Here is a 26,051-nt window from a genome sequence, read left to right on the forward strand (position 1 = left end):
GGCGGGGCGGTCGGCTCTGGCCGCCCCGCTCCTCCTGCCCGTTCCTCGTTCCCCCGTTCCCCGTGCCCAGCTATTCGGACGCCCTCGCCCTTTTCCACGAGTGGACCCAGACCGAGAGCCTCCGGCGCCACGGCTACGCCGTCGAGGCGTCGATGGCCGAGCTCGCGCGGCGGCAAGGCGCCGACGTCGAGACGTGGCGGATCGCCGGGCTCCTCCACGACCTCGACTACGAGCGCCACCCCGCCCCCGAGGAGCACCCCGAAGTCGGCGTGGCGGAGTTGGAGCGGCGCGGGTACCCCGAGGCCGTGCGCACAGCGATCCTCGGGCACGCGCCCTACCTCGGCGTTCCCCGCGAGAGCGACATGGCGAAGGCGCTCTTCGCCGCCGACGAGCTGAGCGGGTTCGTCACGGCCGTCGCCCACGTCCGCCCGGGCGGGTTGGAGGGGATGACGCCGCGGTCGGTGATGAAAAAGCTGAAGGACAAGCGGTTCGCCGCCGCCGTCAGCCGCGACGACATCCGCCAGGGGGCGGAGGAGCTGGGCCTCGACCTGAGCGACCTTGTCCAGATCGTGATCGACGGGATGCGCCGGGAAGCCTCGCGCCTCGGGTTCGCGTAGGAGCCCCCGCCGCTGCCCCCGACGCCGCCCCACCCCGCCCGCCCATGTCCGACTCCTGGCCGCAAGGCCCCCGCCGCTTCGTCCCCGTGCCGGGCGTCATCGACCTCGACGACCTCGAGCCCGACGACCTCGACGCCGCCGCCCGCGCCGACGCCGAGCCCGACGCCGAGCCGGACACCTTCGGCGCCCCGCCCCGCGCGACCGCCCCGACCGCCCCGCCCCCGGCGGCTCCGGCCGAGCCGCCCCGGGCCGAGCCGCTTCAGGCCGCCCCGCCCCCGGCCGAGCCGGTCCAGGAGGCCGCGGACGAGCCGCCGCCGGCCGAGCCGGAGCCGCCGCCGGACGAGGACCTGGACGCGGTCCCCAACGAGCCGCTCGTGCCGCCGCCGGCCGTCCCCGACCCCTTCTCCCCCGCCCCGCCCATCGCGCCCGACCCCGCGCAGCCCGACCTCTCGCCGGGGCTGGAGGGCGGGGCGGAGCCGCGGCGCGCCGAGCCGGAGCCCGCCCCACCGGCGGGCGCGGGGCGGGGCGGTCGGCTCGCGCCCCCCCGCGACGTCGTCGACTCGGCCAAGGAGGCCACGCGGAGCCGCGGCCGCGAGTTCGTCCAGCTCGTCCTCCGCTACGGGCGCGCGCACGTGCCGCAGCCCGAGGCCGCCCCGCCCCGCCCGGACGCCGGGCCGCCGCGGATGGTCGGCCGCGTCGGGCAGCTGATCCCCGTCCTCCGCGTGGTGCCGTGGCTCCTCGCCGTCGTGTTCGCGGCCAGCTTCCTGTGGGACGTCGAGGGCAGCCTGCTCCGCGTGCTCTCGGTGAGCGGGCTGATCGGGTTCGCGACGAACTGGCTGGCGATCACCATGCTGTTCCAGCCGCGCGAGAAGCGGGCCATCGTGCCGCAGGGGCTCATCCCGGCCCAGCGCGAGCGCGTGATCTACCGGCTGAGCGAGGCCATCTCGCGCGAGCTCATCAACGCCGACATCATCAAGCAGAAGATCCAGGAGAGCGGCGTCATCGGGCGCTACCGCGACCTCGCGCTGGGCGTCGTCCGCGGGACGGTCGAGGACCCGGGCTTCCGGGCCGACCTCAAGGGCCTCGCGACCGACTACGCGAGCGAGGTGCTGGGCTCGGAGCCGGTCCGCCGCGAGGTGGCGCGGCTGGCGCTCCAGCGCGTCGAGACGGCCGGGCGCGGCCTGGGCGGGGTGGCGCTCGGGCTCTACCGGACGTTCGCCGAGGACGACTTCCAGCGCCGGCTCGACCGCGCGCTCGACGAGCTCCCGGGCGCCGTCACCCCGCTCCTCGACCGGATCGACACGGCGCTCGACGCCGTCCCGGCCAAGGTCGAGGCGCGGGCCGACGAGATCGAGGAGATCGCCACGCGCGCCGTGCTCTCGTTCGTCGAGGGCTTCGACGTGCGCACGATGATCCAGGAGCGCGCGCGCGGCTTCGACGAGAGCCAGCTCGAGGACCTCCTCAAGTCGACGTCGAACGAGCAGCTCAACTACATCAAGTACCTCGGCGCCGTGCTCGGCGTGCTGGGCGGGCTCGTGATCTGGCGCCCGGCCGAGGCGCTCGCCGGCTTCGCGGTCGTCGGGCTCGCGCTGTGGGCGCTCGACGAGGCCCTCGTCCGCGCGCGCCGGAGGCGGGCGTAACGACCGCCCCGCCCAGGTGAGGGCGGGGCGGCTTGATCTGGGCGGGGCGGGGCGGTTCCACACGATGGACGAACTCCGCCTTCTACGCAGATTGGTGTGGCGTATCATGGTTGGATCCGCCTTCTATGCCGACGGGCGGGGTAGCCAACGTTCAGGTTAGGCAGCACTCATCCAGGGGCTACGCATCACTCTAGCCGGAGCACCGTCGCGAGGTAGTCGGCGTCCCAGGCGCATCGCATCCGCTTCGTCGGCGCGCCGCCCTCGGCCGTTGTCTCGGCGCGCAGCAGCGTCAGCGCCACCCGCCGCGCTACCGCCAGGTTCGCCGCTGCGTAATCGGTCCGTGTCCGGCTCGCGTCTTCGCCGAAGCTCACGTCGAGCGACCAGTGCAGCCCGTTCTCGACGCCCCAGTGCCCACGCACCGACCGCGCAAGCGTCTCGGCGTCGACCGCCAGGCTCGTCGCGAAGTAGCGCTGCTCGGTCGAGGTCTTGCCGCCCACCGTCCGCGTGGACTCCACCATCCCGACGCTCGTCAGTCCGGCCCAGAGCAGCCTCCGCAGCGCCTCGTCCGGCACAGCGGCCGACCAGTAGCGCCGCGTCTCGACGCGGCCGTGGCCACGCTCAGAGGTCTCGAAGGCGTCCACGTCTCCCGAGAGCGTCGCCTCCATCATCCAGCGCTCGGCTTGCTCGCGCAGCCCGGCCTGGTTGCCTTTGAGGCCGAACACGTAGTCCCCGCCGCCGTCGACGATCTGCTTCGCAATGTCGGTCTGGCACCCGGCCGCGTCGGTGGTGACGATGCAGCCCGAGAGGTCCAAGAGCGCCAGCAGGCGCGGGACGGCTGACACCTCGCCCTCGCCGTCGTCGGTGGTGACCTGTCCGAGTGCCGCGCCCGCCTCGGTGGCCCACGCCGAGACGACCGTCAGCATGGGCTCGCCCGCGTCGCGGGCGCGCCGGAGCCGCTTGCCGTCGACGGCGACGACCCGGCCGTCGGTCTTGCGGAAGGCCTCCTGCGCCCAGGCGGCAAACGAGCGCTCGAAGTGTCGGCGGTCGACGAGGGCGAAGACACGGCGGACGGTGTCGTGCGACGGGACGCCGTGGGTGAGCGGCAACCAGCGCCGGAGCCAGTCGAGGCGCGCCTTGCCGAAGGCCTCGATGGCGAGGAAGCTGTCGGCACCGGCCGTGATGGCGCAGAGCGCGAGGCCGAAGATGTCGGAGAGCGCGTGGCGCTTGCCGTGGTCTCGGCGCGGGTCGGGGATGAGGTCGAAGTGACCTCCAAGCAGAGCCATGAGCGGTGGAGCGGAGCGAAACCGGCTCCTACGCTACTCATGGTGATGCGTAGCCCCTGGCACTCATCTCGAAATAATGTCCCAAGAGCAAGATCGGCGTCACGAGTTTGAACAAGCTCTCGGCGCCTTCGCCTCCTCCTTCGAATTAGTCTTCGACAACGATTGGGACGTGACGAAGGACCGGATCGCAGACGAACATTTCGTCTCCCCGAGCGGCACGTTTATCAACCCGAGCGTGGAGGACGAGCACAACAACTGGGCGAATCGAGGTTCGCTTCTAGCCGACTACCGGCGTTTGCGTGAGTTGATGGACGAGTACAACTCCGACGTGCACTCCTGAGAGGCTGTTTGGGATCCCCCTCCCCCAGCGGGGGAGGGCCGGGGAGGGGGATCGGAATCGACTTACGGGCGGGGCGGTCGGCTCAACTCGCTGATCCGCGACGCTCAAGCGGACATCTCAGCCGGGCGCACCCGTCCGCTCCCGTGAAGCACCGTACGACGGCCGGTTTCTGGAAGCGATTCGACGCTCAACCTGAGCACCGTTCAGAAGCTGGCTCGGGAGAACTACCGGTTGCTCGAGAGCAACCCCAGCGCTCGCTCCGGGCGGGGCGGCAGACCTACCGCGCCAGCGCCGCCGAATCGTACGCCGCCCCGCCCCCGCACGTCCAGACCGTCCGGTACGGGAGCCCGAACGCCGTCCGCAGCTCGACCTCGGCGCGGTAGGCCTCGGCGGGTCGGCCGCCCGGCCCGCACGCCGGGTCCGGCTCCAGACGGACCACCCGGAGCCCGGTCGTGACGAGGCTCTCGGGCGGCCCGGCCGTGAGGCCTCGCGCCGCCTCGACCGCGAGCCGCGCCGCTTCCCGTTCGACCCCGCGCAAGCCCGGCGCGACGTCCGGCGCCGCACCGAGGCCTACCGCGAACACCCCGGATGCCAGAACGCTCGCCAGCGCGAGGAGTGCGCAGCCACCCCGCCCGCCCACGTCCGGGCGGGGCGGGGCGGTCACCGCGCGCGCGGCGGCGGCGGCACGAACTGGCCATCGCGCTTGACGACCGCCCCGCCCTTCATCACGAACGCCACGTCCTGCATCGCCGCCGCGTCCGCGAGCGGGTCGCCGGCGACGGCCACGAGGTCGGCGGCGAAGCCCGGCTGGAGCGAGCCCAGCTCGCCACCCCGCCCCAGAAGGTCGGCGGCGTTGACGGTCGCGAACCGGAGGGCCTCCATAAAGGGCACGCCCACCTCCTCCATGTAAGCGAACTCGTTCGCGTTCCGGCCGTGGCGGAACACGCCCGCGTCGGTCCCGAACGCGATCGGCACGCCGGCGGCGTAGGCGCGGCGGAACGTGTCCTGGATGAGCGGGCCGATTTCGAGCGACTTCTCGGTCACGCGCGGCGTGTAGTAGCCGGCGATCCGGGCCGAGTCGGCGACTGACTTGCCGGCGGTGATCGTGGGGACGAGGTAGACGCCCCGCTCGCGCATCATCCGCATGGTCTCGTCCGACATGTACGTCCCGTGCTCGATCGACGCCACGCCGCCGCGGATCGCCCGCTGCATGCCCTCGTCGCCGTGGGCGTGGGCGGCCACCTTCAGCCCGCGGTCGGCGGCCGTCTCGACGATGGCGCGGATCTCGTCCTCGGCAAAGTGCGGGCCGGAGCCGTCGCCCTGGAGCGAGAGCACGCCGCCGGTCGCCGTGATCTTGAGCACGTCGGCCCCGCGCTTGATGGCGATTCGCGCCCCACGCCGCGCCGAGTCGGCGCCGTCGACCACGCCGAGCGTCTCGGTCGGGACGCCCACGATGTCCTCGCGGTACGAGTTGGTCGGGTCGGCGTGGCCGCCGGTGATGGACAGGCTCTTGCCGGCCGTGAAGATCCGCGGCCCGACCACGTCGCCGCGGTTGACGGCGTCGCGGAGCGCGAGGTCGATGCCTTCCGACCCGCCCAGGTCGCGGACCGTCGTGAAGCCGGCGAGGACGGTCGAGAGCGCGTACTGCGCCGCCTTGAACGCCTTGTCGGCCGGGCTCAGGCGGAAGTCGTCGATGTAGCCGCCGCGCCGGCTCTCGCTCGTCAGGTGCGTGTGCATGTCGATGAGGCCCGGCATGCACGTCGCCGCGCGCAGGTCGACGGCCTCGTCCGCCCCGCCCGCGGCGGTGTAGCCGGCCTCGACGGCGGCGACCACCCCGCCCTCGACGACGACGGTCCGCTCGCCCAGGGGCTCGTCGGAGGCGGCCGGGTCGAGGAGCGTCCCGCAGTGCACGAGCACGCGCGCGGGCGGGGCGGTCTGGGCGAGGGCGGGGGCCGCGACGACGGCGGCGAGGACGAGAGCGATAGCGAGGCGCATAGGACGGGGCGGGATGGTGGGAGCCGGAGTCTAACCCACGCCGCCCCGCCCTCACGGCCGAGGGCGGGGCGGATGGCCGAGGGCGGGGCGGCCAGGGCCGCCGGAGCGCGGACCTAGAGCACCGTGGAGGTAGGGACAGGGTGCTCGGTGCGAGGTACGCACGCGCCGAAGTCAGATCGGGCCGTACCCCGTACCCAGTACCCCGTACCCACCCGAAGGGTGCTCTAGTCGTTGGTGTCGCCCGAGACGGCCGCGGCGGCGAGCGCCCGGAGCGCCCCCCGGACCCTGTCGATCACCTCGTCGCTGTCGTCGAGGTCGTGACGCTCGGCGAGGTAGCCCGGGTCGTTGTAGGCGACGACCACGCGGCCGGCGGCGTCCTCATACACCAGCATCTTCTGCGGGAGATCGATCCCGACCGTCTGCTCGTCCTGCATGAGCGGCGTCCCGAGGGCGGGGTTGCCGAACACGACGAGCCGCGTCGGGCGGAGCTCCAGGCCGACCGACGCCGCGTTCGCGGCGTGGTCCAGTTCGGCCATGACCGTCAGGTTCGGGTTGGACTCGATGGCCGAGACGAGGCCGGCGTACGTCGCCCCGACGTCGTTCGCGCTCGTCGCGGTCACGACGCCCTCGTCCCGCGAGACCGGGCCGCCGCCGACCTCGACGTTTACCGTGCTGTCGCCAGCGGCCACGCCCGCGAAGGTTGCGAGCGCGCCGGCGATCCGGCCCAGCGTCTCCGCCCCGCCCACGCCGTGACGCTGGGCGAGGTAGTCGGTCGTGTTGTAGCCGACGACCGTCTGGCCCTCGGCGTCCTCGAACACGAGCACCTTCTGCGGGAGGTCGAGCCCGGCCTGCTGGTTGACCTGCATGAGCGGCGTCCCCAGCGCCGGGTTGCCGAACAGGACCACGCGCGTCGGGCGGAGGTCGAGGCCCGCCGAGGCCGCGTTCGCGGCGTGGTCGACCCGGGCGACGATCGACACGGGCGGGGCGGCGTCGAGGGCGTCGGTCAGCCGGCCGAACGACGTAGCCACGCCCGCGTCGCTCTCGGCCACGGCGAGCCCTGGGCGGTCGGGGAGGTCTGCGTCTTCGCCGTCGTCGGTGTCGCACCCGGCGGCGACGGCGAACAGACCGGCGAGGAGGGGGAGCACGAGGAGGAGGCGGAAAGGCATAGGTTTAACCCGGTGTGAGCCCGTCCTACCGTCGCGCGGCACGCGGGGTGCCTCCACCCCGCCCTCGCGCGCGGGGCCGCGCTCGTGCAGCGGCAAGAGGTCTCACGCGGAGTTGGAGTCAGGCGCTCGATTCGACAATCACCCCTGGCCCCTCTTGGCTGCGCCGTCGCTTCGCGGTGGCCAGGAGGGGGGACTCCTCCCACCCCGCCCCGCCCGGTTGAGACGCTGACAAAGCAGAAGACTCCTCGGCCCTGCGCTTAAGCCGCCGGCCGCTCGGGGAGCCGGGCCTTCGCGGGCAGCCGGGCGGGGCGGGGCAGCCGCGCCGCGACCGCCGCCGGGCGGACGGCCCGCGCCACGAGCACCGACGTCTCCTCGTCCTCAGGACGCCAGTTGAGGAGCACCTCCAGGACCGCGTCGCGCTCGGTGTGCTCCATGAGCCGCATGCGGAGCGCGCTCGCGCCGCGGTGGCCCTTGAAGTAGCCCCCGTACATCCGCCGCATCTCCAGCACCCCCTTCCGCTCGCCCAGCCACGCGCACTTGAGCGTGAGGTGCTCGGCGACGACGGCCACGCGCTCGTCCCACGAGGGCGGGGCGGGGATCTCGCCGGTGTCCAGGAGCGCGCGCGCGTCGCGGAAGATCCACGGGTTGCCGATCGCGCCCCGCCCGATCATCACGGCGTCGACGCCCGTCTCCTCGAACATGGCGCGCGCGCGCTCCGGCGTCGTCGCGTCGCCGTTGCCGATGAACGGGGTGTCGCGGAGGGCGGCGCGGATCTTGGGGAACCACTCCCAGCGGGCCTCGCCGCGGTACATCTGCGCCCGCGTCCGTGCGTGAACGGCGAGCGCGGACACGCCGGTCGCTTCGAGCATCCGGGCGACCTCCTCGATGCGGATCGACTCGTCGTTCCACCCCAGCCGCGTCTTGACCGTCACCGGCCGCGTGGCGGCCTCGACCACGGCCTGCGTGATGGCCTCCATCTTGCCCAGGTTGCGCAGGATGCCCGCCCCGCCGTCCTTGCAGACGACCTTCTTGACGGGGCACCCGAAGTTGATGTCGATGAGGTCCGGCCCCTGGGCGTCCGCGATCCGCGCCGCCTCGCGGACCTGCTCGACCTCGCCGCCGAAGATCTGGATGCCGACCGGCCGCTCCTCCTCGTAGAACTCGAGCTTCTGCACGGACCCGGCCGCCCCGTGCAGGAGGCCGCCCGACGAGATGAACTCGGTGTAGAGCATGTCCGCCCCGTACCGCTTGCAGATGAGGCGGAACGGGGGGTCGGACACGTCCTCCATCGGTGCGAGGAGGAGCGGGCGGGGGCCGAGGTCGATGTCGCCGATGCGCATGCCGTAACCTACGCGGGCGGGGCGGGTTGCTCGGTGAGAAACCGGCCGAATCGCCGCCGCCCCGCCCGCGCGCGCCGCGCCACCGCGTGCAACTCCGCCCCGCCCGCGCCGTAGGGCGGGGTCTTTCTCTACCTCCCCATGTCGCTCGTCCTCGCCGCCTCGCTCGCCGGTCTCGCCAAGACCCTGCTGGTCACGCTCATCGCGGTCCTCAACGGCGTGCTCGCGCTCCTCGCCGCGCTGGCGACGTGGAAGACGTACCTCGCGATCGGGACGAAGGTGCTCCTGATCGCCCTGTTCTGCGTCCCGGTCCTGGGCATCCTGGTGTTCCTGGTGTGGGGGCAGCGCGTCGTGCGCGACAACCAGCGGTAGGCGGACCGCGCAGCAAGGCCGCGACAGAACCTCGGGGCGGGGCGGTCGGACTCGCCGGCCGAGCGGCCGCCGGCCTCGGCAGCTCCATAGGGAGCGCGGAGGGTGCTCCCCAGCCGAGCCGCGCCACCCCGCCCCGGCCCGCCTCCGTCAGCGTGGGCGGGGTGACGGACCGCGTCGGAGCCGCCCCCCCGCCCAAGCCGATTCCTCACGGGCGGGGCGGGCGTCTACCCCCCGGCTGCACCCGTAGCTTCGGCACCTCCCCGCCCCGGTCCGCGAATGCGCGCCATCGTCGTCGGGGCCGGCGACGTCGGGTACGACGTCGCCCGGCTCCTCTCCCTCCAGCGCCACGACGTCACCGTCATCGACACCGACGCCGACCGCGTCGCCGCCGTCCGCGAGACGCTCGACGTGCTCGCCATCGTCGGGTCGGGGACGAGCGCGACGACGCTCCAAGAGGCCCGCATCGAGGACGCCGACCTCGTCGTCGCCGTCACCGACGTCGACGAGGTCAACATCATCGCGTCGATGCTCGCCGAGCGCGTCGGCAAACCCGCCGACCTCACGACGACGATCGCCCGCGTGCGGAGCGCCGAGTTCACGGGCTCCGACTCGGTCCTCCGGCTCTCCGACTTCGGGATCGACCACCTGATCCACCCCGAGCAGTCGACGGCCAACGAGGTCGTCTCGCTGCTGCGACGGGCGGCGGCGACGGACATCATCGAGTTCTGCGGCAACCGGGTCCAGCTCGTCGGCATCCGCATCGAGCGGGACTCGCCGGCCGCCGGGCTCACGCTCGTCGACCTCGCCCGGCGCAGCCCGCTCCCGTTCCGGGTCATGGGCATCTCGCGCGGCGTGCGGACGATCCTGCCCTCGGGCGGGGCGACGATCCAGGCCGGCGACCAGGTGTTCGTGCTCGTCGAGACGGGCCGGGTCGCCGAGGCCGCCCGCGTGCTCGGCAAGGAGGCCGGACGGCTCCGCCACGTCATGATCCTGGGCGGGACGAGCGTGGGCGCACGCGTGGCCGCCGGGCTCTCGGGCCGCCCGCGCAAGGGGGGCGGGATGGAGGTCAAGGTCGTCGAGGCCGACCGCGCGCGGGCGCAGGCGCTCGCCGAGACGCTCGAAGGCGTCCTCGTCATCCACGGCGACCCCGGCGACATCGACCTGCTCGCCCGCGAGGGGCTCGCCGAGACCGACGCGCTCGTGGCCGTCACCGCCGACGAGGAGTCGAACCTCGTGTCGTGCCTCATGGCCAAGCACCTCGAAGTCCGCAAGACGGTCGCGCTCTTGTCCAAGAGCGCCTACATCCCCATCTCGCAGTCGATCGGGCTCGACGCCGCCGTCAGCCAGAAGCTGGCCGTCTCGCGCGAGGTGCTCCGGTTCCTCCGCGGCGCCCACGTCCGCTCGGTCGCCACGGTGCCCGGGCTCGACGCCGAGATCCTCGAGCTCGTCGCCGACCCCGGCGCGCCCATCACGCGCGCCCCGCTCGCGGAGCAGCGGCTCCCGAGCGGCGTGCTCATCGGCGCCGTCGTCGGCAAGCGCGTCGAGATCGCGACGGGCCAGACCGTCGTGCAGCCCGGCGCCCGCGCCGTCGTCTTCGCCACGCCCGCGCGTGTGGAGGAGGTCGAGCCGCTGTTTTCGGCCTAGCGACGTGGGGACCATGGGGACGAGCGACCGCGGACTCGGGATCGTCGGGCGGGGTGGCCGGGCTCTCCGCCCCGCCCCGCCCCAGGCCGCCCCGCCCCGTCCGTCTGGAGGCGAGCGCACTGGCGTTTCCCCTCACAAACTGTTTGATGGAGGTTCCCCCTCCCCCACCGGACGAGGGCCGGACCCAACGGCCGGGGAGGGGGACGGGCGCCGGAGCGGCCGCCGGGGGCGGGGCGGCGGATCCCGGAGGAGGACCGCCCCGCCCCTGCGAGTGCGGGGCGCTCGGGGCTACCGCTCTGACCCATCGCCCGTAACTCATCACCCGTCACACGCATGATCATCGACTGGAAAGCGGTCGTGGGCGTGCTGGGCGTGCTGCTCGTCGCCCTCGGCGTGTCGCTCGTCGCGCCGGCCGTGGTCTCGCTGGCCTACGGCGAAGCCGAGTGGTGGGGGTTCGCGGCGACGGCCGCCGCGTCGCTCGTCGGGGGCGGGGCGCTGTGGTGGGCGTTCCGGCCGCAGCAGGAGCTCCGCGTGCGCGAGGGGTTCGCGATCGTAGCCCTCGCGTGGCTCGTGCTGTCCCTCGTCGGCGCGCTGCCTTGGGTGATCACCGGCGTGCTCGCCGGCTATACCGACGCCTTTTTCGAGGTCATGAGCGGGTTCACCACGACCGGCGCCACGATCCTGGGCGGGGCGACGACGCCGGCCATCGAGGCGGTCCCCAACGGGTTCCTGTTCTGGCGGAGCCTCACGCACTGGCTGGGCGGCATGGGCATCATCGTGCTCACGATCGCCGTGCTCCCGCTGCTCGGCGTGGGCGGGATGCAGCTGTTCAAGGCCGAGGTGCCCGGCCCGTCGGCCGACAAGCTCACGCCGCGCGTGACGGAGACGGCCAAGCGGCTGTGGGCGATCTACCTCGCGCTCACGCTCGTCGAGGTGCTCCTGCTGCTCCCGGCCATGTCGCTCTTCGACGCCGTCAACCACGCGTTCGCGACGATGGCCACGGGCGGGTTCTCGACCGAGAACGGGAGCGTGGGCCAGTACGACTCGGCCTACATCGACTGGGTGATCACGGTGTTCATGGTGCTCGCCGGCATGAACTTCGCGCTCCACTACCAGCTCCTCCACCGGAACGTGACGGCGGTCGCGAAAAACGAGGAGCTCCGGGCCTACGGGGCCATCATCGGGCTCGCGACGGTCCTGCTCACGCTCGCGCTCTGGGCGCCCACGGGCGACCTCCTGTTCCACCCGGTCACGCTCGACGGCGAGATCGTGACCGAGCAGGTGGCCGCCGAGCGGACCGACGGCGAGGCCGTCGGCGACGAGCTCGCCACGCGCGACGGGGACCGGGCGGGCGGCGAGGACATCGGGGGCGGGGCGGACCTCGCCCCGGCCGAGGTCCGCGGGCGGACGGTCGTCCGCTACGACTCGTTCGGGGACGCCCTCCGCTACGGGGCCTTCCAGGCGGCGTCGATCATCACGACGACCGGATTCGGGACGGCGGACTACGAGTTGTGGCCGCCGCTGGCGCTCGTCGTCCTGTTCGCGCTGTTCTTCGTCGGCGGCATGGCCGGGTCGACGGGGGGCGGGGTGAAGGTGGTCCGCGTGGTGCTCATCCTGAAGAACGCGTTCCGCGAGCTCCGGCAGCTCGTCCACCCGCAGGCCATCCTCCCCATCCGGCTCGACCACCGCGTGGTCCCGGAGGGCATCATGCGGACCGTGCTCTCCTTCGTCGTCTTCTACGTCGGCCTCATCGGGCTGGGGACGCTGATCATGGGCGCCCTGGGGCTCGACATCTGGAGCGCGTTCAGCGCCACGTTCTCGTGCGTCGGCAACGTCGGACCGGCGTTCGGGGCCATGGGGCCGACCGAGAACTACACGCACGTGCCGGCGGTGGGCAAGTGGGTGCTCTCGCTGCTCATGATGGCGGGGCGGCTGGAGATCTTCACGGTCCTCCTGCTGTTCTCGCCGGCGTTCTGGAAGCGGTAGGGGAAGGCCGGAGTGCCCGCCCCGCCCGTGCGGCGCGAAGGGCGGGGCGGCGCCCACGGCTCTCTCCACCCCGCCCGCTTGTAGAACAGCGGTCCGTATCGAGGGCGAGGGCGGGGCGGGCAGGAGGAGCCGGCCGCCCCGCCCGGCGCCGTTTCTGCTCTACGAACTCGCAGACCTACCGGCCCGCCAGGCGCTCGACGGCCGCCACCTGCGACGGGCCGACGTCGCTGTACGTCACGAGCGCGGAGTCGCAGGCGTCGAACCCGCGGAGCCCGCGGTCGCCGCCCAGGACGACGAGCGTGGTCGGGTGCGCCTCCATGAGCCGCTGCGCGAACCGGCGCTCGCGGGCTTCGAGCCCGAACGCGTGCCACGCCGCCGGCCGCACGATGGTCGCGACGACGAGGCGCTCGGCGTCGCGGGCCAGCACGCGGATCTCGTCGAACGGGTCGTCCTCGTCCTCGTGCGTCGGTTCGAGCTCGCGGTAGACGGCGCCGGGGAGGAGGCGGGCGACGGCCTCGCCCATTGGCATCGTCTCGGGCTCGTTGGGGAGCGGCGCGCGCTTCATGAGGACGACGAGCGTGCCGGTCCCGTCGCCCAGGTCGGGGAGCGGGCCGCGCGCGACCTCGACGGCGTCCCGCGCCACGCGCTCGGCGAGCGCCCGGTGCTCATCCGCCCCCACCAAGCGGGCGGGGCGGGGCGGCGTGCGGAAGGCGTCGGCGCCGAACCGGGCGCGGAACCGCTCGCGGAGGCGCTCGACGCGGGCGAGCGCGGCGTCGAGCAGGGCCTCGTCGAGCCGCCCCGCCCGGACGGCCTCGGCCAGCCCGCGGATCACGGCCTCGGGGTCGACGGCGTCGACGAACAGGTCGACGCCGGCATCGAGGAGGCCGGCGGCGAGGTCGCCCTCGGTCTGGTCGGCGTCCTTGGCCCCCGCCATCTGGAGGCTGTCGGTGACGACGACGCCCTCGAACCCGAGCTCGTCGCGGAGCAGGCCGCGCAGGATCGGCCGCGAGCGCGTGGCCGGCAAGCCCGACGGGTCGAGCGCCGGGTACGCCACGTGCGCCGTCATCACGAGGTCGACGTCCGCGGCGATGGCTGCGCGGAACGGGGCGAGATCGACGGCTTCGATCGTCGCCCGGTCGTCGTCGATCTGGGGCATCTCGGCGTGCGAGTCGCCGGACGTGCCGCCGTGGCCGGGGAAATGCTTGGCCGTCGCGAACTGGCCCGCCTCGTGAACGCCCTCGACGAACGCGGCGGTCAGCTCGGCCGCACGCGCCGGGTCGTCGGAGAACGCGCGCGAGGCGATGATCGGGTTGCGCTCGTTGCGGTCCACGTCGGCGACGGGCGAGTACGTCACCTGGACGCCGCACGCGAGGGCCTCCTCGCTGGCCTGGCGCGCGAACGTGCGGACGTCGTCCGCCCCGCCCGCGTACGAGAACGCGGCGGCGTGGGGGTACACCGTCCCGCCGAGCACCTGCTGCCCGAACCCGCGCTCCATGTCGGTCGTGACGAGGAGGCCGCGGTCGGAGCGCGCCTGGAGGCGCGCGAGCGTGTCGCGCGTCTCAGGCCAGCGCCCGTTGAACAGGATGAGCCCGCCGACGGCGTAGCGGTCGAGGAGCGCGGCGACCTCGTCCTCCTGCTCGCTCGCGGTCTTCGCCGGCGGCAGGTTGTTTCCTAGGCGGACGACGAGGAGGCCGGCGGCCTTGTCTTCGAGGGAGAGCGGCACGGGCGGGTCGGCTGGTGGGCGGGGCGCCCCGTTCCTACGGCCCGGCCAGGGCACCGATCCCCCCCACCCCACCCCACCCGCGCGCCCGGGGCGGGGCGGTCATGGTGGATCACCCCGCCCGGACACGGCGGGCCGTGTTCTCACCGGCGTCCGGGGCGGGGCGGTCGCGCGGGGCGGCGTAGAGCCCACGCGCCGCGATCTCGGCGCGGACGGCGTCGGGCACGAGGTAGCGGACCGTCCGCCCCGCCCGGATGCGGGCGCGGAGCTCGGTCGAGGACAGGTCGACGAGCGGGCCGGCGACACGCGTCGCGTGGTCCGTCACCCACGCCGGCACGTCGGCGAGGTCGGCGCCGGGGCGGTCGTAGACGACGAGCCGCGCCAAGTCGAGGATGGCGCGGGGCTCGCGCCACGAGGCGAAGCCGGCCAGGCTGTCGCCGCCCAGGACCAGCGCGATCTCGGCGCCCGGGTGCTGCTCCGCGAGCGCCCGCAGCGTGTCGACGGTGTAGCTCGTCCCGCCCCGCTCGACCTCTCCTCCCCACGCCTCGAACCGCTCGTTCCCGGCGACGGCCGCGCGCACGAGCGCGAGCCGGTCCGCGGCCGGCGCCATGTCCGCGTGCCCGCGCTTGTGGGGCGGGGTGGCGGCCGGCGCCCACAGCACGCGCTCGAGTCCGACGGCCTCGGCGCACGCCTCGGCCACGGCCAGGTGCCCGACGTGGGGCGGGTTGAACGAGCCGCCGAAAAGGGCAAGAGAGGGCACGGGGACTGGGGACTGGGGACTGGGGACTGGGGACTGGGGACTGGGGACTGGGGACTGGAAGATGGCCGCCCCGCCCGGTTCGCGCCACGGGCGGGGTGGAGAGACGGTGGAAGATGGCCGCACTCTCCGCCCATGCCACCCCGCCCGCGCAGGCGCGCTCTCCCCCCAGTCCCTCACCCCCCAGTCCCGCGAGCGCAGTGAGCCCCGCCATTTTGAAGCCCCCGCGATGGACGGCCGCCCCGCCCCGCCCTAGATTCGTCCGCTCTGTCCCGCGCCCCTCCGTGGGCCTGCCCGGCACGCCGCCGGGACCGCCACACGGAGGGTTCCACAAGCCCGCACACGCATGTACGCCATCGTCGAGATCGCCGGCAAGCAGTTCAAGGCCGCCGAAGGCGACCGCCTCTACGTTCCCCGCATGAAGGCCGAGGTCGGCGACACGGTCACGTTCGACCGCGTCCTCCTCGTCTCCGGCGCCGACGGCGTCCAGGTGGGTGCCCCCGTCGTGGGCGGGGCGACCGTTACGGCCGAGGTCCTCGACCACGTCAAGGGCGACAAGGTGATCGTGTTCAAGAAAAAGCGCCGGAAGGGCTACAAGGTCAAGAACGGCCACCGGCAGCCGTACACGCAGATCAAGATCGGCGGGCTCTCCGTCAACTAGCGCCCCCGCCGCCCCGCCCCCGGGCGAGGCCGGTTCACCAACCCGCAGGTACCCCAGATGGCACACAAAAAAGGCGTCGGCTCGTCGAAGAACGGGCGCGACTCGAACCCCAACATGCTCGGCGTGAAGTCGCCGGGCGGCGCGGTCATCCCGGCCGGCTCGATCATCGTCCGCCAGCGCGGGACCAAGTTCCACCCCGGCATCAACGTCGGGCGGGGCGGCGACGACACGCTGTTCGCGACGGCGTCGGGCCGCGTCCGCTTCGCGGCGTCGCGCGGCGGCCGCAAGTTCGTCCACATCGACCCGGTCGAGGCGTAGGCCACCCCGCCCCCGAGGCTGTGACCGCCCCCGGCGCCCTGCGCGTCGGGGGCGGTCTTTTGGAGAGGGATTGAGAAATGTGGCGGGGGGTGGGCAGAGCCGCCGCCCTGCCCGCCTTCTGCTCATCCCTCCGTCTCTCTATCCCGCATCCTTCATGCCCGCCCTCGTCGTCTTCGACCTCGACGACACGCTGCTCGACCACCGCGGCGCCGAGCGGGCCGCGCTCGCCGACGTCCACCGGATGCACGCGGCGCACCTCGGGCACCACGGCGTCGGCCACGTTCAGGACACGTACCACGCCCACAACGTGCCGCTGTGGCGCGACTTCGGGGCGGGGCGGATCACGGCCGCCGACCTCAAGCGGCTCCGGTCGGAGCGCGTGCTGCACGCGTTGGAGGCCCACGACCTCGACCCCGAGACGTTCTCGCGCGACTACCTCGCCCGCTACGCCGAGCACTGGCGCTGGGCCGACGGCGCGCTCGACGCCTACCGCGCCGTCGCCACGCGCTTCCCCGTGGGCGTGCTGACGAACGGGTTCTCAGAGCAGCAGCGGGCCAAGTTCGCCCGACTCCCCGAGGTCGAAGCGCTGGCGGCGTTCGCTGTCATCTCCGACGAGGTCGGCGTGCGCAAGCCGGACCCGCGCCTGTTCGAGCACGTCCTCGGCCTCGCCCGCGGCGTCCTAGACCGCCCCGCCCTCGCGCCCGCCGACGTCCTCTACGTCGGCGACTCGTTCCACTCCGACGTCGAGGGCGGCGTCGGGGCGGGGTGGCGCGTCGCGTGGCTCCGCGGCGACGACGCGCGGGCGCCCGAAGGCGCGGCCGTCGTCGAGGACTGGCGGGCGCTCCTGGACCTGCTGGAGATCGCGTAGGGCGCCGCCCCGCCCCGGCGGCTAGAACGGCGCCGGGATCCGAACGGCGTCGAACGTGCCGGAGAGGGACGCGGCGGCGCCCTCGTCCCGCCCGAACGCGGGGGCCAGCTCCGCGGTGAACGTGCCCGCGATCCGGTCGTCGCCGTAGCGCGTCACGCGGAGGGTGCCCGAGGCGGACACGTAGGAGCCTCCATCGGCCCCGAGCCCGTCTTGGTAGAGGAGTTGGAGCGGCCCGCCACCGCCGAGGCCGTACGTCCCCTCCCCGTCGAGGACGCCCTCCTCATCGGAGAGCGAGATCGAGCGGATCAGGACGCTCTGATCGAGCATGGTGACCGAGAGGATGGGCTCCTCACCGGGTCCGTCGAAGACCGACAGGAGCCCAGCGGTCCCCTCCAGCGAGCGCGAGAGGCCGCCGCTGATCTCGGCCTCGAACCGGCCGGATCCAGGCGCGTCAGGACCGCCCGAGTCGCAGGCGGCGAGCAGCAGGGCGGCGGCGACGAGCGAGAGTGCGCGCATAGTCAGGCAGGGCGGACCCGGCGGGCGGGGCGGCCGAGGCTACATCACCGCCCCGCCCTCGTCAATCCCCTTTCCACCGCCCCGCCCGCGCAGGGCGGGGCGGCCGGCTACCCTCCCCGTCACCCCAACCCGATCTGCTGGAGGAAGATGGAGACGGCCCCCGGGTACAACAGGATCGTCAGCGCGAGGCCGCCGAGCGCGCCGCCCAGGTGCGCCTCGTGGGCCACGCGCCCCACCTGGCGCCGCGAGGCGTAGACCGAGAACGCCACGTAGAGGACCGCGAACAGGATCGCCGGGATGGGAATCGCGAAGAAGATGTAGAGCAGCGAGAACGGCTCGAACAAGCAGAACGCGAACAGGACACCCGAGATGGCGCCCGACGCGCCCACGGCCGAGTACGCCGGGTTGTCCTTGTGCCGCCAGTACGTGAGCGCGTTCGCCGTAAGCTCGGACCCCAGGTACACGATGAGGAACCGCCCCGACCCCAGCGCGGCCTCGACGTACGGCCCGAAAAAGTAGAGCGTGATCATGTTGAACGCGAGGTGCGCGAACCCCACGTGCACGAACCCGGCCGTCAGCCACCGCGACCACTCGTGATCGCGGACGACGCGGAACGGCTTGAACGCCCAGCGGTCGATGAGCTCCGGGTTGACGAGGAGCGTGTACGCCCCCACGACCCCGTTCAGGAGCAGGAAGAACAGCGTGACGGGGGGCATCGAGGTAACGTCGATCATGCGGAGCAGCGGTGCGGCCCCGGGATCAGGCCGGGGGGCGGACCCAGAGGGCGGACCCAAGGGGCGAGGTGGGAAACGGCTACCTTCGACGTACGCGCCCCGCCGATGCTCCGCCCCGCCCGCCCCGCCCTCACGCTCCTGGCCCTCGCCGCGCTCTGGGGCGGGGCGGCGGCGCTCGCGGGGTGCGGCGGCGACGGCCGCGGCGCCTACGTCGGCACGTGGCGGCCGGCCGGCGCCGACACGCTGGGCTCGCGGATGACGCTGCTCGGCGACGGGACGGCCCGGTTCGTCGAGCGCCCGCCGGTCGGCGAGCCGCAGTCGTTCGAGGCCCGCTACGAGGTCGCCGGCGACTCCGTCCTCACGCTCTCCGACGCCCAGGGCGCCGAGCGCTTCCGCGTCCGCCTCGACGGCGACACGCTCCGCCTCCAGAGCCTCGCGGGCGGGGCGGAGACGGTCCGCGTGCGGCTGTAAGAAGTGAGAAAGGTGCCGGGCGGGGCGGGGTGGCGCCACGGGCGGGGCGGACGACCGGAATATCGGTGGGCAGCGGGCAGCGAAGGTGCCCCACCCCGCCCGCGGTGCATGAGGGCGGGGCGGCCGCCGTAGCGGCGTTGCATGCAACGCCGTCGCGGCGTCGGGGCGGGGCGGCGACGGGCGGGGCGGCGGGTCGTTCACCGGGCGGGGTGGCGTCATGCCGGACCGCCCCGCCCTCGTCACAACCACCCCTAGCCCCTCCTGGCCAGGAGGGGGGCTGCCGCCGCCTCCCGTTGACGGCAGCGTTGCTGTCACCGCCCCGCCCATGCCTACACGGGGCGGGGCGGAACAAATGCGGCGCCGCCCCGCCCGCGCGTCCCTTTTCCCTTTTACATCACCCGCCAGATCCAGCTCCACAGCTCGTCGATCCCCGTCTTCTTTTCGGCCGACGTGAGGACGACCGGGAGCTCGAGCCCGTACGGCCGCAAGTGCTTGTGGATGCCCGCGACCGCCTTCTGGCGCGCGTTCGCCGACAGCTTGTCCGCCTTCGTGAGCGCGACGAGGTGCGGGGCGGGGCTCTCCAACATCACCGCCATGAGCTCCTCGTCCATCTTCGTCACCCCGTGCCGACTGTCGATGAGCTGGACGACCGCGCGGAGCGGGGCGGGGTGGTCGGGCGCGGGCTCGGCCCGCTCGGTCACGTAGCGGCCGACGAGCCGCTGCCACGCGGCTCGCTGACCCTGCGACACCTTGGCGTAGCCGTAGCCGGGGAGGTCGACGAGGTAGAGCTCGGGCTCCTTCACCCCGCCCGCCCCGCCCCGGTCGGGGGCGGGGTTGACGGCGTAGAAGTTGAGCGCCTGCGTCTTGCCCGGCGTCCCGCTCGTGCGCGCGAGCTGCTTGCGGCCGAGGAGCGCGTTGAGGAGCGAGCTTTTGCCCACGTTGGACCGCCCCGCGAACGCCACCTCGGGGGCGCCCGGGGGCGGGAGCGCCGCCCACGTCGGGGCGGCGCCGACAAACTGGGCGTCTCGGACTCTCATGGTTCGGGGTTCGGGGTTATCCGGTTCAGGGCTCGCGTTCAGAACCCTGAACTCTGAACCTTGGAACCCCGAACCTCTACGCGACGGCCTCGAAGTGAGCCTTGACGGTCTCGCCGATCGCCGCGGGGCTCTCGACGGTCGTGATGCCGGCCTCGGACATGGCCTCCAGCTTGGCCTCGGCCGTGCCCTTGCCACCGGAGACGATGGCGCCGGCGTGGCCCATGCGGCGCCCGGGCGGGGCGGTGCGGCCGGCGATGAAGCCGAAGACCGGCTTCTTCACGCTCTCCTTCACGAACTGCGCGGCCTCCTCCTCGGCCGACCCGCCGATCTCGCCGATCATCACGATGGCCTCGGTCTCGGGGTCGTCGTTGAACAGGCGGATGGCGTCGATAAACTGGGTCCCGATGATGGGGTCGCCGCCGATGCCGATGGCGGTCGACTGGCCGAGGCCGGCACGCGTGAGCTGGTCGACGGCCTCATACGTGAGCGTGCCACTCCGCGAGACGACGCCGACGTTGCCCGGCGAGAAGATCATGGTGGGCATGATGCCGACCTTGACCGACGCGCCCGGCGTGAGGAGCCCGGGGCAGTTGGGGCCGACGAGGCGGACGCCCTTTTTGTCCACGTACGGCTTGACCGTGATCATGTCCTGGACCGGGATCCCCTCAGTGATGCAGACGACCGTGTCGACGCCGGCGTCGGCGGCCTCCAGGATGGCGTCGGCCGCGAACGGCGGCGGCACGAAGATGACCGAGACGTTGGCCCCCTCCTTCTCGACCGCCTCGGCGACCGTGTTGTAGACGGGCCGGTCGAGGTGCGTCGTCCCGCCCTTGCCCGGTGTCACGCCGGCGACGACGGTCGTGCCGTACTCGATCATCTGCTCGGCGTGGAAGGACCCCTCCTTGCCGGTGATGCCTTGGACGACGAGGCGGGTGTCTTGGTCGATCAGGATGCTCATGCTGGGGAGATGTGGGTACGGGGTACCCGGTACGGGGTACGGTCTAAAGAGGGCGTGCAAGTCGGGTACTTCGTACCAAGTACCCCGTACCCGAGCTAGCTCAGCGGCTCGGCCGTGCGGTCCTCGGCGGGCGCCGGGGGCGGGGCGGCCTCCGTCGCGACGGGCTGCGACGGCTGCGGCTGGGCGCGCTGGACCGGCGGGGGCTGGATGCGCGGCGGCGGCGCGTCGGACACCGTCAGCTCCTGCTTGATGTCGTTGGTGGCGTCCTTGAACTCGCGGATGCCCTTGCCCAGGCCGCGCGCGATCTCGGGGATGCGCTTGGCCCCGAACAGGAGCAGGATGGCGAGGAAGATGAGGAGGATCTCCGTCGGTCCGAGGGACATGGCCTCTGGGGTGTGGGTGCGACAAACGTACGCCCGAGCTCCAACGCGGTGCCCCTGCCCGTCGGTCTTCGCCGAGTCCGCAGAGCGGGGCGGGCGGGGTGGGGCGGCCGCGCGGGTAGTTTGGGCCACGCCCCCCGACGCCTATGCCTGCCACCCCGCCCGCCCTCGACCGCGACACGATCCTCGCGTGGCCGAAGGCTGAGATCCACTGCCACCTCGACGGCTCGCTCCGCCTGAGCACCATGCTCGACCTGGCCCGCGAGCAGGACCAGCCGGACCTCCTCCCGGCCGACACCGAGGAGGGGCTGGCCGCCGAGCTCGCGAAGGTCGACCGGAGCGCGACGCTCGAGGAGTACCTCGCGTGGTTCGGGTACTCGATCCCGCTCATGCAGACGCGGGACGCCCTCCACCGCATCGCCTACGAGCTCGCCGAGGACGCCGCGCGCGAGAACGTCCGCTACCTCGAGGTCCGTTACGGGCCGGTCCTCCACACGGACCAGGGGCTCACGATGTGGCAGGTGAACGACGCCGTGCTCGCCGGGCTCCAGGACGCCGAGCGCGACCACGGCATCCGCACGGGCGTGATCGTGTGCGGGCTCCGCGACCGGCGCGAGAGCGCGTCGCTGGCGCAGGCCGAGCTCGCGGCGTCGTACCGCGGCAAGGGCGTGGTCGGGTTCGACCTCGCCGGCGGCGAGCGCGGCAACCCGGCCGAGATGCACGGGGCCGCGTTCTACCTCGCCCGCAAAGAGCTTCTGAACATCACGGTCCACGCGGGCGAGAGCTTCGGGCCGGCGTCGATCCGCCAGGCGCTGTTCAAGTGCGGGGCGCACCGGATCGGCCACGGCGTGACGCTGGGGCAGGACCCGGCGCTGCTCCGCTACGTCGTCGACCGCCAGATCCCGCTCGAAGTCTGCCCCACGTCGAACGTGCAGACGCACGTCGTGGCGAGCTACGAGGCCCACCCGGTCGCCGAGTACGTCCGCGCCGGCGTGCCGGTGACCATCAACACGGACAACCGCCTCTTTAGCCACACGTCGATGACCGAGGAGCTGTGGCTGGCCCACTCGCGGTGCGGGATCCCCTCTAGCGCGCTCCGCGAGATCGTCCTGAACGGGTTCCGGTTCGGCTTTCTGCCGCACGCCGAGAAGGAGGCGCTGCTCGCCGAGGTGGCCCCGCTCGTCGCGCTCCCGGAGGCGGCGTGACGCCCCGCCCCGCCCCGCCCGCAACGGCCGACCGCCCCGCCCGCGCCAGCAGACGAGCGGGGCGGGGCGGGCACGTTCGCAGGCTGCCTGTTCCTTCGCGCCACGGGCGGGGCGGGGCGTGACCGTCACCGTCCACCCCGCCGCCGCGCTCGCGGGCTCGCCGGTGCTCCCGGCCGACAAGTCGGTGGCGCACCGGGCCGCGATCTTCGCCGCGGTCGCCGAGGGCGAGAGCCAGATCATCGGGTTCTCTGACGCCGCCGACCCGCACTCGACGCTGGCCTGCCTCCGCGCGCTCGGCGTCGACGCCGAGGAGCGGCCAGACGTGCTCGGCGCCGACGGCACGCCCAGCCTGTTCGTCCAGGGCGGCGGGCTCGGCGGCCTCCGCCCCGCCCCGGGGCCGCTCGACTGCGGCAACTCGGGGACGACCATGCGCCTGCTCATGGGGCTCCTGGCGGGGCGCCCGTTCGACTCCACGCTCACGGGCGACGCGTCGCTGAGCGGCCGGCCGATGGAGCGCGTGGCCGCCCCGCTCCGCCAGATGGGCGGGGCGGTCGACCTCGACGGCGGTCACGCGCCGGTCGGGCTGCGCGGGCGCGGGCTGCGCGGGGTCACGTACCGGCTGCCGGTCGCGTCGGCCCAGGTCAAGAGCGCCGTGCTGCTCGCCGGCCTCTCCGCGAGCGGCACGACGACCGTTGTCGAGCCGGTCCCCACGCGCGACCACACGGAGCGGATGCTCGAGCTCGACGTGCTCGACCTCGGCGGCGAGCGGCACGTGTCGGTCGAGGGCGGGGCGGCCGTCCGCGCGCGGCGGTGGGTGGTCCCGCGCGACGTCTCGGCGGCGGCCTTTTTCCTGGTGGCGGGGAGCATGGCCGAGGCCGCCGTGATCCAGCTCGCGGGCGTGGGCCTCAACCCGACGCGGAGCGGGGTCCTCGACGTGCTGCGCGCGATGGGCGCCACGATCAAAGTCTCGAACGAGCGTGAGCGGGGTGGTGAGCCCATCGCCGACCTCCGCGTCGAGGCGCCGGGCGGGCTCTCGGGCGTCGAGATCGGCGGGGCCATCGTCCCCAACCTCATCGACGAGATCCCGGCGCTGGCCGTGGCCGCGGCCTACGCCGAGGGCCGGACCGTCATCCGCGACGCGGCCGAGCTCCGCGTCAAGGAGACTGACCGAATCGCGGCGACGGCCGCGTTCCTCCGCGCGATGGGCGGGGCGGTGACCGAGCGCCCGGACGGGCTCGTCGTCGACGGCGGCCGCCCGCTCTACGGCGCGACGGTCGACGCCCGCGACGACCACCGGATCGCGATGGCGGCGGCGGTCGCGGCGCTCGGGGCGACGGGGCCGACGACGATTCGCGGGGCCGAGGCGGCGGCCGTGTCGTTCCCCGGCTTCTGGGAGGCGCTGGAGGCCGTGGCGGTGGGGTCGGTGGAGCACGGGCCGCCCCGCCCGGCGTAGCGCGGGGGGGCTGCTATGCACTGCCCCCCTTTGCTCTGTTCTTATGCCGTCTTGAGCGGACGCTCCTCGGGATGATCTCAAAGCAGACTCCGCCTGGGATCTCCCTGAGTCTGTTAAAGATTCCCCTGGTATGACAGCGTTTCGCTTCGGTACAAGAGCACCGCCCCTACTTCGACCTCATTGGTGCGTAGCTGTGAGTGCGCTGCCTCCCGAGAGCCGCCCACGCACCCGTCATTCAACATCTATCTGTGTCCAAACTAGAACTGCACCGCAAGTTCTATTTTGTTTAGTGTAGGCGTACTGCTGCGGCATGTCAGCTGGCCCTCTATATATCTCCACAGCTGCAATTGGATCGAATGGGACGTTATCTATCTGCTCCGAAAGGAAAGCTGCCTCTACTCCGTCTATAAAGACAGCCATAGGACAGTCGCGACGCCGGTCGGATACCAGAACCGTTGCCCCACCCCGCTGCGCTATTCTTACACCGCTAACACCAGAAAACACATCTATAAATTGAGTAGCCCCACGTGCGTCGAGCTCATTCCGAGTGATAAACTTTCCAGACCTTAGCTCCCGACGGTCAAAGAATCCACGTCGCCGAAGCATGACGTCGTTAAGCGATTCCGACTCGACCAACACCCCCTCAATCTGAGTTGTCGACAGGGAAAGATACACATCAACTCGTGTAATCGAATCAGCTCCAACAGCAACCGTAGTATCAACTTCGGCTCTGCCAGTTGCACTCACCCTAACTTGAGCCAATCCTTCGAGCCCACTGAATAAGATCCTCCCTGCTTTTCCAGTCGCGGCGACTGTTCCTAAGACATCAACGCGAGCTCCTTCGAACGGCATTCTAGTCTCGGCGTCGCGAACAAAAACAACCAGTCTGCCATGCTCTCGATCGCCTCCTTGGGCTTGAACGCCCCCCCCACAGAGTATTGAGAGGGCAGCGACGAGAGCGATCCGCATGGGTCTTAGGGAAGAGAGGCCAACCGCTCTGGGGCGAACCCAAAAGGGGGACGGGACGCTTATGCGTCCCGCCCCCCCCCCCACGATTGCGATCGCGAACTAGTGGCGCGTCAACCGTCTTCCGATGGGTCCGCAGAGAGCTGCTGCGTGTCTCGTGTTGCGTGTTGGGTGCCCTCGGGGACGTAATACGGAACACGCAACACCACCTCAACTCATCAGATTAGCTCTGACGCAGCACTAGGTCGTGTGGACACTCGCAAGGTCAGGCTCGCACGAAGTCACGATTCTGACCCCGCAAGGAGCGGGAGGAGTGCGGGGCCGTAGCCCCGGACGACGAGCGCGACGATGCGGGGGCGGAATCTGGCCCGTGCGAGCCGATCTGGGTGATTGTCCATACGGCCTAATCGATGTTCGGGTTGCCGTTCCGCTCGGTCTGCGTGATCGGCAGGTACTGCCACGTGTCCGGCCCGAGATGCCAAAGGTCGAAGCGTCGCTGGTCAACAAGCCGAGCCCCACGTGAGAACAAGAGGTCATCACGGATCTCGATCAGCGTGTTCCGGTCGATAGAACTGATGTCATTACCGTCGTAAGCAGCGTTAATCAGACCAACAGCTTGACTGTCGTCACTACCAAGTAGGGACTCCGCTCGAATGAGGTTCGTCTCCTGCCATGTGATAAAGGGAATTGGGTCTGAATCGGTGAGGTACTCCGCTTGGCGGCCATAGGTCAGATCACCGTCCGCACAATAGGGTGTATCTGCGCAGTCAACTGTCTCATACTCTTCCGTCGGCGTGATTTCATTATCCTCAAATCGAGGATCCACACCATATTGGGTCCGGCCGCGACCAGCGGCGAGCCAGACCGGGTTGGCCGTCTGCGGGCTGAACAGTGCCGCAAAATCGGCATCACCCTCAATGAGACCTCTGCCCGCAGTAGAGCCCGCCTGCTCTGTGTTGCCTGCGTATAGGTACGCTCGAGCAAGGAGCGAGTTAGCCACGCGAGCTTCATAAGATCCCGCATCGACGTTGCTCAAGGCAGCCTGGAAGTTGGCGATAGCTTGGTCGTAGAGTTCGCTCGACGGGATGAACGGGCCGGAGTCGATCGTGGCCCCTCCCTGTCGCGGATTGAGTCCGAAGTAGGTCGCGAGGAAGTATCGTGCGATACCCGCGTAGAGGTTGCCCGCGTACAGGGCCTCAGACTGAGTGATTGGCGGGTTCGACCCAAACTGGATCGTGTTCGTCACCCGGTTGATGAGATCGTCCGCAAGGAAGCGGAGCTCATTGACATCAGTATAGGCCGCGTCGACAGAGTTATTGTCGAGCTCGATCATCCCTTCGTCGATCTCAATATACGTGGGAAAGGTGGCTCCTGAAGTCCCATAAGCGAACCGATAGGAGTCGGCGAGCCCCTCGGAAAGGACTACTATGTCGCCGTAGGCCGTCGCAAACCTCTGCTCAACGCCTGTAACGACGAACTGTAAGTTTCCGACTGCGTTGAGGGAGTCCGACGAGACAAGGTCGATCGGGGGGTCGACGTCGTTGACGAACGAGTCGCAGCCGCTTACGGCGAGAGCGCCAGCCACGACAGAGATGAGGAGTGACTTGTTCATGGGGCACAGCAGACT

The 26,051-nt window shown here is 71.9% G+C and carries 26 protein-coding genes; 12 read left to right on the forward strand and 14 right to left on the reverse strand.

Translation table 11 applies throughout. From position 1 onward, the window contains the following. Nucleotides 1-62: 62 nt before the first annotated feature. Nucleotides 63-617, forward strand: a complete 555-nt coding sequence (locus tag RQM47_RS00365; protein ID WP_311665991.1) for an HDIG domain-containing metalloprotein — start codon at nt 63-65, stop codon at nt 615-617. 44 nt (nt 618-661) lie between these two features. Then, entirely contained in the window at nt 662-2,257 is a 1,596-nt protein-coding gene (locus tag RQM47_RS00370) for a DUF445 domain-containing protein (protein WP_311665993.1), read from the forward strand. A gap of 185 nt (nt 2,258-2,442) precedes the next feature. On the opposite strand, the gene RQM47_RS00375 is transcribed toward RQM47_RS00370, so the two are convergent. Further along, the gene (locus RQM47_RS00375) at nt 2,443-3,540 is read right to left on the reverse strand and encodes an ISAs1 family transposase (protein ID WP_314006942.1); all 1,098 of its coding nucleotides are present in this window, start codon (nt 3,538-3,540) and stop codon (nt 2,443-2,445) included. A 76-nt stretch (nt 3,541-3,616) separates the two neighbouring features. Here RQM47_RS00375 and RQM47_RS00380 point away from each other — a divergent pair, with 76 nt between their 5' ends. Then, nucleotides 3,617-3,880 (forward strand): hypothetical protein, encoded by a 264-nt coding sequence (locus RQM47_RS00380; protein WP_314006944.1) that lies wholly within the window; start codon nt 3,617-3,619, stop codon nt 3,878-3,880. Between the two features lie 277 nt (nt 3,881-4,157). Here the strand turns inward: RQM47_RS00380 and RQM47_RS00385 are convergent, their stop codons facing one another. The 4 genes from RQM47_RS00385 to dusB all read right to left on the reverse strand — a co-directional run bounded on the left by RQM47_RS00385 (nt 4,158) and on the right by dusB (nt 8,381). Further along, nucleotides 4,158-4,544: a hypothetical protein gene (locus RQM47_RS00385; RefSeq protein ID WP_311665083.1), complete on the reverse strand. Its 387-nt coding sequence runs from the start codon at nt 4,542-4,544 to the stop codon at nt 4,158-4,160. Continuing rightward, nucleotides 4,541-5,875 carry an amidohydrolase family protein gene (locus tag RQM47_RS00390; protein WP_311665085.1) on the reverse strand — a complete coding sequence of 445 codons (1,335 nt, stop codon included), beginning with the start codon at nt 5,873-5,875 and terminating at the stop codon, nt 4,541-4,543. The genes RQM47_RS00385 and RQM47_RS00390 overlap by 4 nt, the downstream gene beginning before the upstream one ends. 224 nt (nt 5,876-6,099) lie before the next feature. Further along, on the reverse strand, nt 6,100-7,041 hold the full coding sequence (locus tag RQM47_RS00395; protein WP_311665087.1) for a DUF302 domain-containing protein: 942 nt from the start codon (nt 7,039-7,041) through the stop codon (nt 6,100-6,102). 257 nt (nt 7,042-7,298) lie between these two features. Next, a complete protein-coding gene (dusB, locus tag RQM47_RS00400; RefSeq protein ID WP_311665089.1) occupies nt 7,299-8,381 on the reverse strand; it encodes a tRNA dihydrouridine synthase DusB in 1,083 nt (360 codons plus the stop codon). A gap of 138 nt (nt 8,382-8,519) precedes the next feature. On the opposite strand from dusB, the gene RQM47_RS00405 reads away from it, so the two are divergent. From RQM47_RS00405 to RQM47_RS00415, 3 genes are all read left to right on the forward strand, one after another. Then, nucleotides 8,520-8,750 carry a hypothetical protein gene (locus RQM47_RS00405; RefSeq protein ID WP_311665091.1) on the forward strand — a complete coding sequence of 77 codons (231 nt, stop codon included), beginning with the start codon at nt 8,520-8,522 and terminating at the stop codon, nt 8,748-8,750. 276 nt (nt 8,751-9,026) lie between these two features. Then, the gene (gene trkA / locus RQM47_RS00410; protein ID WP_311665093.1) at nt 9,027-10,394 is read left to right on the forward strand and encodes a Trk system potassium transporter TrkA; all 1,368 of its coding nucleotides are present in this window, start codon (nt 9,027-9,029) and stop codon (nt 10,392-10,394) included. A gap of 333 nt (nt 10,395-10,727) precedes the next feature. Continuing rightward, complete coding sequence (locus RQM47_RS00415) at nt 10,728-12,380, forward strand: TrkH family potassium uptake protein (protein WP_311665095.1); 1,653 nt, start codon at nt 10,728-10,730, stop codon at nt 12,378-12,380. Nucleotides 12,381-12,555: 175 nt separating this feature from the next. Here RQM47_RS00415 and RQM47_RS00420 read toward each other — a convergent pair whose 3' ends face one another. Together RQM47_RS00420 and nadD are read right to left on the reverse strand one after the other, a co-directional pair. Next, nucleotides 12,556-14,103 (reverse strand): glycoside hydrolase family 3 protein, encoded by a 1,548-nt coding sequence (locus RQM47_RS00420; RefSeq protein ID WP_311665097.1) that lies wholly within the window; start codon nt 14,101-14,103, stop codon nt 12,556-12,558. Nucleotides 14,104-14,212: 109 nt separating this feature from the next. After that, nucleotides 14,213-14,860 (reverse strand): nicotinate (nicotinamide) nucleotide adenylyltransferase, encoded by a 648-nt coding sequence (nadD, locus tag RQM47_RS00425; protein ID WP_311665099.1) that lies wholly within the window; start codon nt 14,858-14,860, stop codon nt 14,213-14,215. 343 nt (nt 14,861-15,203) lie between these two features. Here nadD and rplU point away from each other — a divergent pair, with 343 nt between their 5' ends. From rplU to RQM47_RS00440, 3 genes are all read left to right on the forward strand, one after another. Beyond that, on the forward strand, nt 15,204-15,518 hold the full coding sequence (gene rplU, locus RQM47_RS00430; protein WP_311665101.1) for a 50S ribosomal protein L21: 315 nt from the start codon (nt 15,204-15,206) through the stop codon (nt 15,516-15,518). Nucleotides 15,519-15,575: 57 nt separating this feature from the next. Then, the gene (gene rpmA, locus RQM47_RS00435) at nt 15,576-15,836 is read left to right on the forward strand and encodes a 50S ribosomal protein L27 (protein ID WP_311665103.1); all 261 of its coding nucleotides are present in this window, start codon (nt 15,576-15,578) and stop codon (nt 15,834-15,836) included. A 154-nt stretch (nt 15,837-15,990) separates the two neighbouring features. Next, nucleotides 15,991-16,704: an HAD-IA family hydrolase gene (locus RQM47_RS00440; protein WP_311665105.1), complete on the forward strand. Its 714-nt coding sequence runs from the start codon at nt 15,991-15,993 to the stop codon at nt 16,702-16,704. Between the two features lie 21 nt (nt 16,705-16,725). On the opposite strand, the gene RQM47_RS00445 is transcribed toward RQM47_RS00440, so the two are convergent. Both RQM47_RS00445 and RQM47_RS00450 read right to left on the reverse strand, forming a co-directional pair. Continuing rightward, nucleotides 16,726-17,220, reverse strand: a complete 495-nt coding sequence (locus tag RQM47_RS00445) for a hypothetical protein (protein WP_311665106.1) — start codon at nt 17,218-17,220, stop codon at nt 16,726-16,728. A gap of 119 nt (nt 17,221-17,339) precedes the next feature. After that, nucleotides 17,340-17,954: a rhomboid family intramembrane serine protease gene (locus tag RQM47_RS00450; RefSeq protein WP_311665108.1), complete on the reverse strand. Its 615-nt coding sequence runs from the start codon at nt 17,952-17,954 to the stop codon at nt 17,340-17,342. Nucleotides 17,955-18,059: 105 nt separating this feature from the next. On the opposite strand from RQM47_RS00450, the gene RQM47_RS00455 reads away from it, so the two are divergent. Next, nucleotides 18,060-18,425, forward strand: coding sequence for a hypothetical protein (locus tag RQM47_RS00455; protein ID WP_311665110.1), 366 nt, complete (start codon nt 18,060-18,062; stop codon nt 18,423-18,425). Nucleotides 18,426-18,814: 389 nt separating this feature from the next. Here the strand turns inward: RQM47_RS00455 and yihA are convergent, their stop codons facing one another. The 3 genes from yihA to tatA form a co-directional block, all read right to left on the reverse strand. After that, a complete protein-coding gene (gene yihA / locus RQM47_RS00460) occupies nt 18,815-19,462 on the reverse strand; it encodes a ribosome biogenesis GTP-binding protein YihA/YsxC (protein ID WP_311665112.1) in 648 nt (215 codons plus the stop codon). Between the two features lie 76 nt (nt 19,463-19,538). After that, complete coding sequence (gene sucD / locus RQM47_RS00465; RefSeq protein ID WP_311665114.1) at nt 19,539-20,420, reverse strand: succinate--CoA ligase subunit alpha; 882 nt, start codon at nt 20,418-20,420, stop codon at nt 19,539-19,541. Between the two features lie 95 nt (nt 20,421-20,515). Then, a complete protein-coding gene (tatA, locus tag RQM47_RS00470) occupies nt 20,516-20,803 on the reverse strand; it encodes a twin-arginine translocase TatA/TatE family subunit (RefSeq protein WP_314006946.1) in 288 nt (95 codons plus the stop codon). Between the two features lie 143 nt (nt 20,804-20,946). On the opposite strand from tatA, the gene add reads away from it, so the two are divergent. Then, a complete protein-coding gene (add, locus tag RQM47_RS00475) occupies nt 20,947-22,005 on the forward strand; it encodes an adenosine deaminase (RefSeq protein WP_314006948.1) in 1,059 nt (352 codons plus the stop codon). A gap of 118 nt (nt 22,006-22,123) precedes the next feature. Continuing rightward, the gene (gene aroA / locus RQM47_RS00480) at nt 22,124-23,458 is read left to right on the forward strand and encodes a 3-phosphoshikimate 1-carboxyvinyltransferase (RefSeq protein ID WP_314006950.1); all 1,335 of its coding nucleotides are present in this window, start codon (nt 22,124-22,126) and stop codon (nt 23,456-23,458) included. Between the two features lie 231 nt (nt 23,459-23,689). On the opposite strand, the gene RQM47_RS00485 is transcribed toward aroA, so the two are convergent. After that, nucleotides 23,690-24,427 carry a TonB-dependent receptor plug domain-containing protein gene (locus RQM47_RS00485; RefSeq protein ID WP_311665122.1) on the reverse strand — a complete coding sequence of 246 codons (738 nt, stop codon included), beginning with the start codon at nt 24,425-24,427 and terminating at the stop codon, nt 23,690-23,692. 400 nt (nt 24,428-24,827) lie between these two features. Further along, nucleotides 24,828-26,036: a hypothetical protein gene (locus RQM47_RS00490; RefSeq protein WP_311665124.1), complete on the reverse strand. Its 1,209-nt coding sequence runs from the start codon at nt 26,034-26,036 to the stop codon at nt 24,828-24,830. Between the last annotated feature and the right edge of the window lie 15 nt (nt 26,037-26,051).

This window comes from Rubrivirga sp. S365 (assembly GCF_032248475.1).
Classification (GTDB): Bacteria; Bacteroidota; Rhodothermia; order Rhodothermales; family Rubricoccaceae; genus Rubrivirga; species Rubrivirga litoralis.

Excerpts from the sequence above, each read along its gene's own strand:
- RQM47_RS00370 (WP_311665993.1), top strand. The coding sequence starts at position 662 with ATGTCCGACTCCTGGCCGCAAGGCCCCCGCCGCTTCGTCCCCGTGCCG.
- RQM47_RS00375 (WP_314006942.1), bottom strand. The coding sequence starts at position 3,540 with ATGGCTCTGCTTGGAGGTCACTTCGACCTCATCCCCGACCCGCGCCGA.
- RQM47_RS00380 (WP_314006944.1), top strand. The coding sequence starts at position 3,617 with ATGTCCCAAGAGCAAGATCGGCGTCACGAGTTTGAACAAGCTCTCGGC.
- RQM47_RS00390 (WP_311665085.1), bottom strand. The coding sequence starts at position 5,875 with ATGCGCCTCGCTATCGCTCTCGTCCTCGCCGCCGTCGTCGCGGCCCCC.
- RQM47_RS00395 (WP_311665087.1), bottom strand. The coding sequence starts at position 7,041 with ATGCCTTTCCGCCTCCTCCTCGTGCTCCCCCTCCTCGCCGGTCTGTTC.
- dusB (WP_311665089.1), bottom strand. The coding sequence starts at position 8,381 with ATGCGCATCGGCGACATCGACCTCGGCCCCCGCCCGCTCCTCCTCGCA.
- RQM47_RS00405 (WP_311665091.1), top strand. The coding sequence starts at position 8,520 with ATGTCGCTCGTCCTCGCCGCCTCGCTCGCCGGTCTCGCCAAGACCCTG.
- trkA (WP_311665093.1), top strand. The coding sequence starts at position 9,027 with ATGCGCGCCATCGTCGTCGGGGCCGGCGACGTCGGGTACGACGTCGCC.
- RQM47_RS00415 (WP_311665095.1), top strand. The coding sequence starts at position 10,728 with ATGATCATCGACTGGAAAGCGGTCGTGGGCGTGCTGGGCGTGCTGCTC.
- rplU (WP_311665101.1), top strand. The coding sequence starts at position 15,204 with ATGTACGCCATCGTCGAGATCGCCGGCAAGCAGTTCAAGGCCGCCGAA.
- rpmA (WP_311665103.1), top strand. The coding sequence starts at position 15,576 with ATGGCACACAAAAAAGGCGTCGGCTCGTCGAAGAACGGGCGCGACTCG.
- RQM47_RS00440 (WP_311665105.1), top strand. The coding sequence starts at position 15,991 with ATGCCCGCCCTCGTCGTCTTCGACCTCGACGACACGCTGCTCGACCAC.
- RQM47_RS00445 (WP_311665106.1), bottom strand. The coding sequence starts at position 17,220 with ATGCGCGCACTCTCGCTCGTCGCCGCCGCCCTGCTGCTCGCCGCCTGC.
- RQM47_RS00450 (WP_311665108.1), bottom strand. The coding sequence starts at position 17,954 with ATGATCGACGTTACCTCGATGCCCCCCGTCACGCTGTTCTTCCTGCTC.
- RQM47_RS00455 (WP_311665110.1), top strand. The coding sequence starts at position 18,060 with ATGCTCCGCCCCGCCCGCCCCGCCCTCACGCTCCTGGCCCTCGCCGCG.
- yihA (WP_311665112.1), bottom strand. The coding sequence starts at position 19,462 with ATGAGAGTCCGAGACGCCCAGTTTGTCGGCGCCGCCCCGACGTGGGCG.
- sucD (WP_311665114.1), bottom strand. The coding sequence starts at position 20,420 with ATGAGCATCCTGATCGACCAAGACACCCGCCTCGTCGTCCAAGGCATC.
- tatA (WP_314006946.1), bottom strand. The coding sequence starts at position 20,803 with ATGTCCCTCGGACCGACGGAGATCCTCCTCATCTTCCTCGCCATCCTG.
- add (WP_314006948.1), top strand. The coding sequence starts at position 20,947 with ATGCCTGCCACCCCGCCCGCCCTCGACCGCGACACGATCCTCGCGTGG.
- RQM47_RS00485 (WP_311665122.1), bottom strand. The coding sequence starts at position 24,427 with ATGCGGATCGCTCTCGTCGCTGCCCTCTCAATACTCTGTGGGGGGGGC.
- RQM47_RS00490 (WP_311665124.1), bottom strand. The coding sequence starts at position 26,036 with ATGAACAAGTCACTCCTCATCTCTGTCGTGGCTGGCGCTCTCGCCGTA.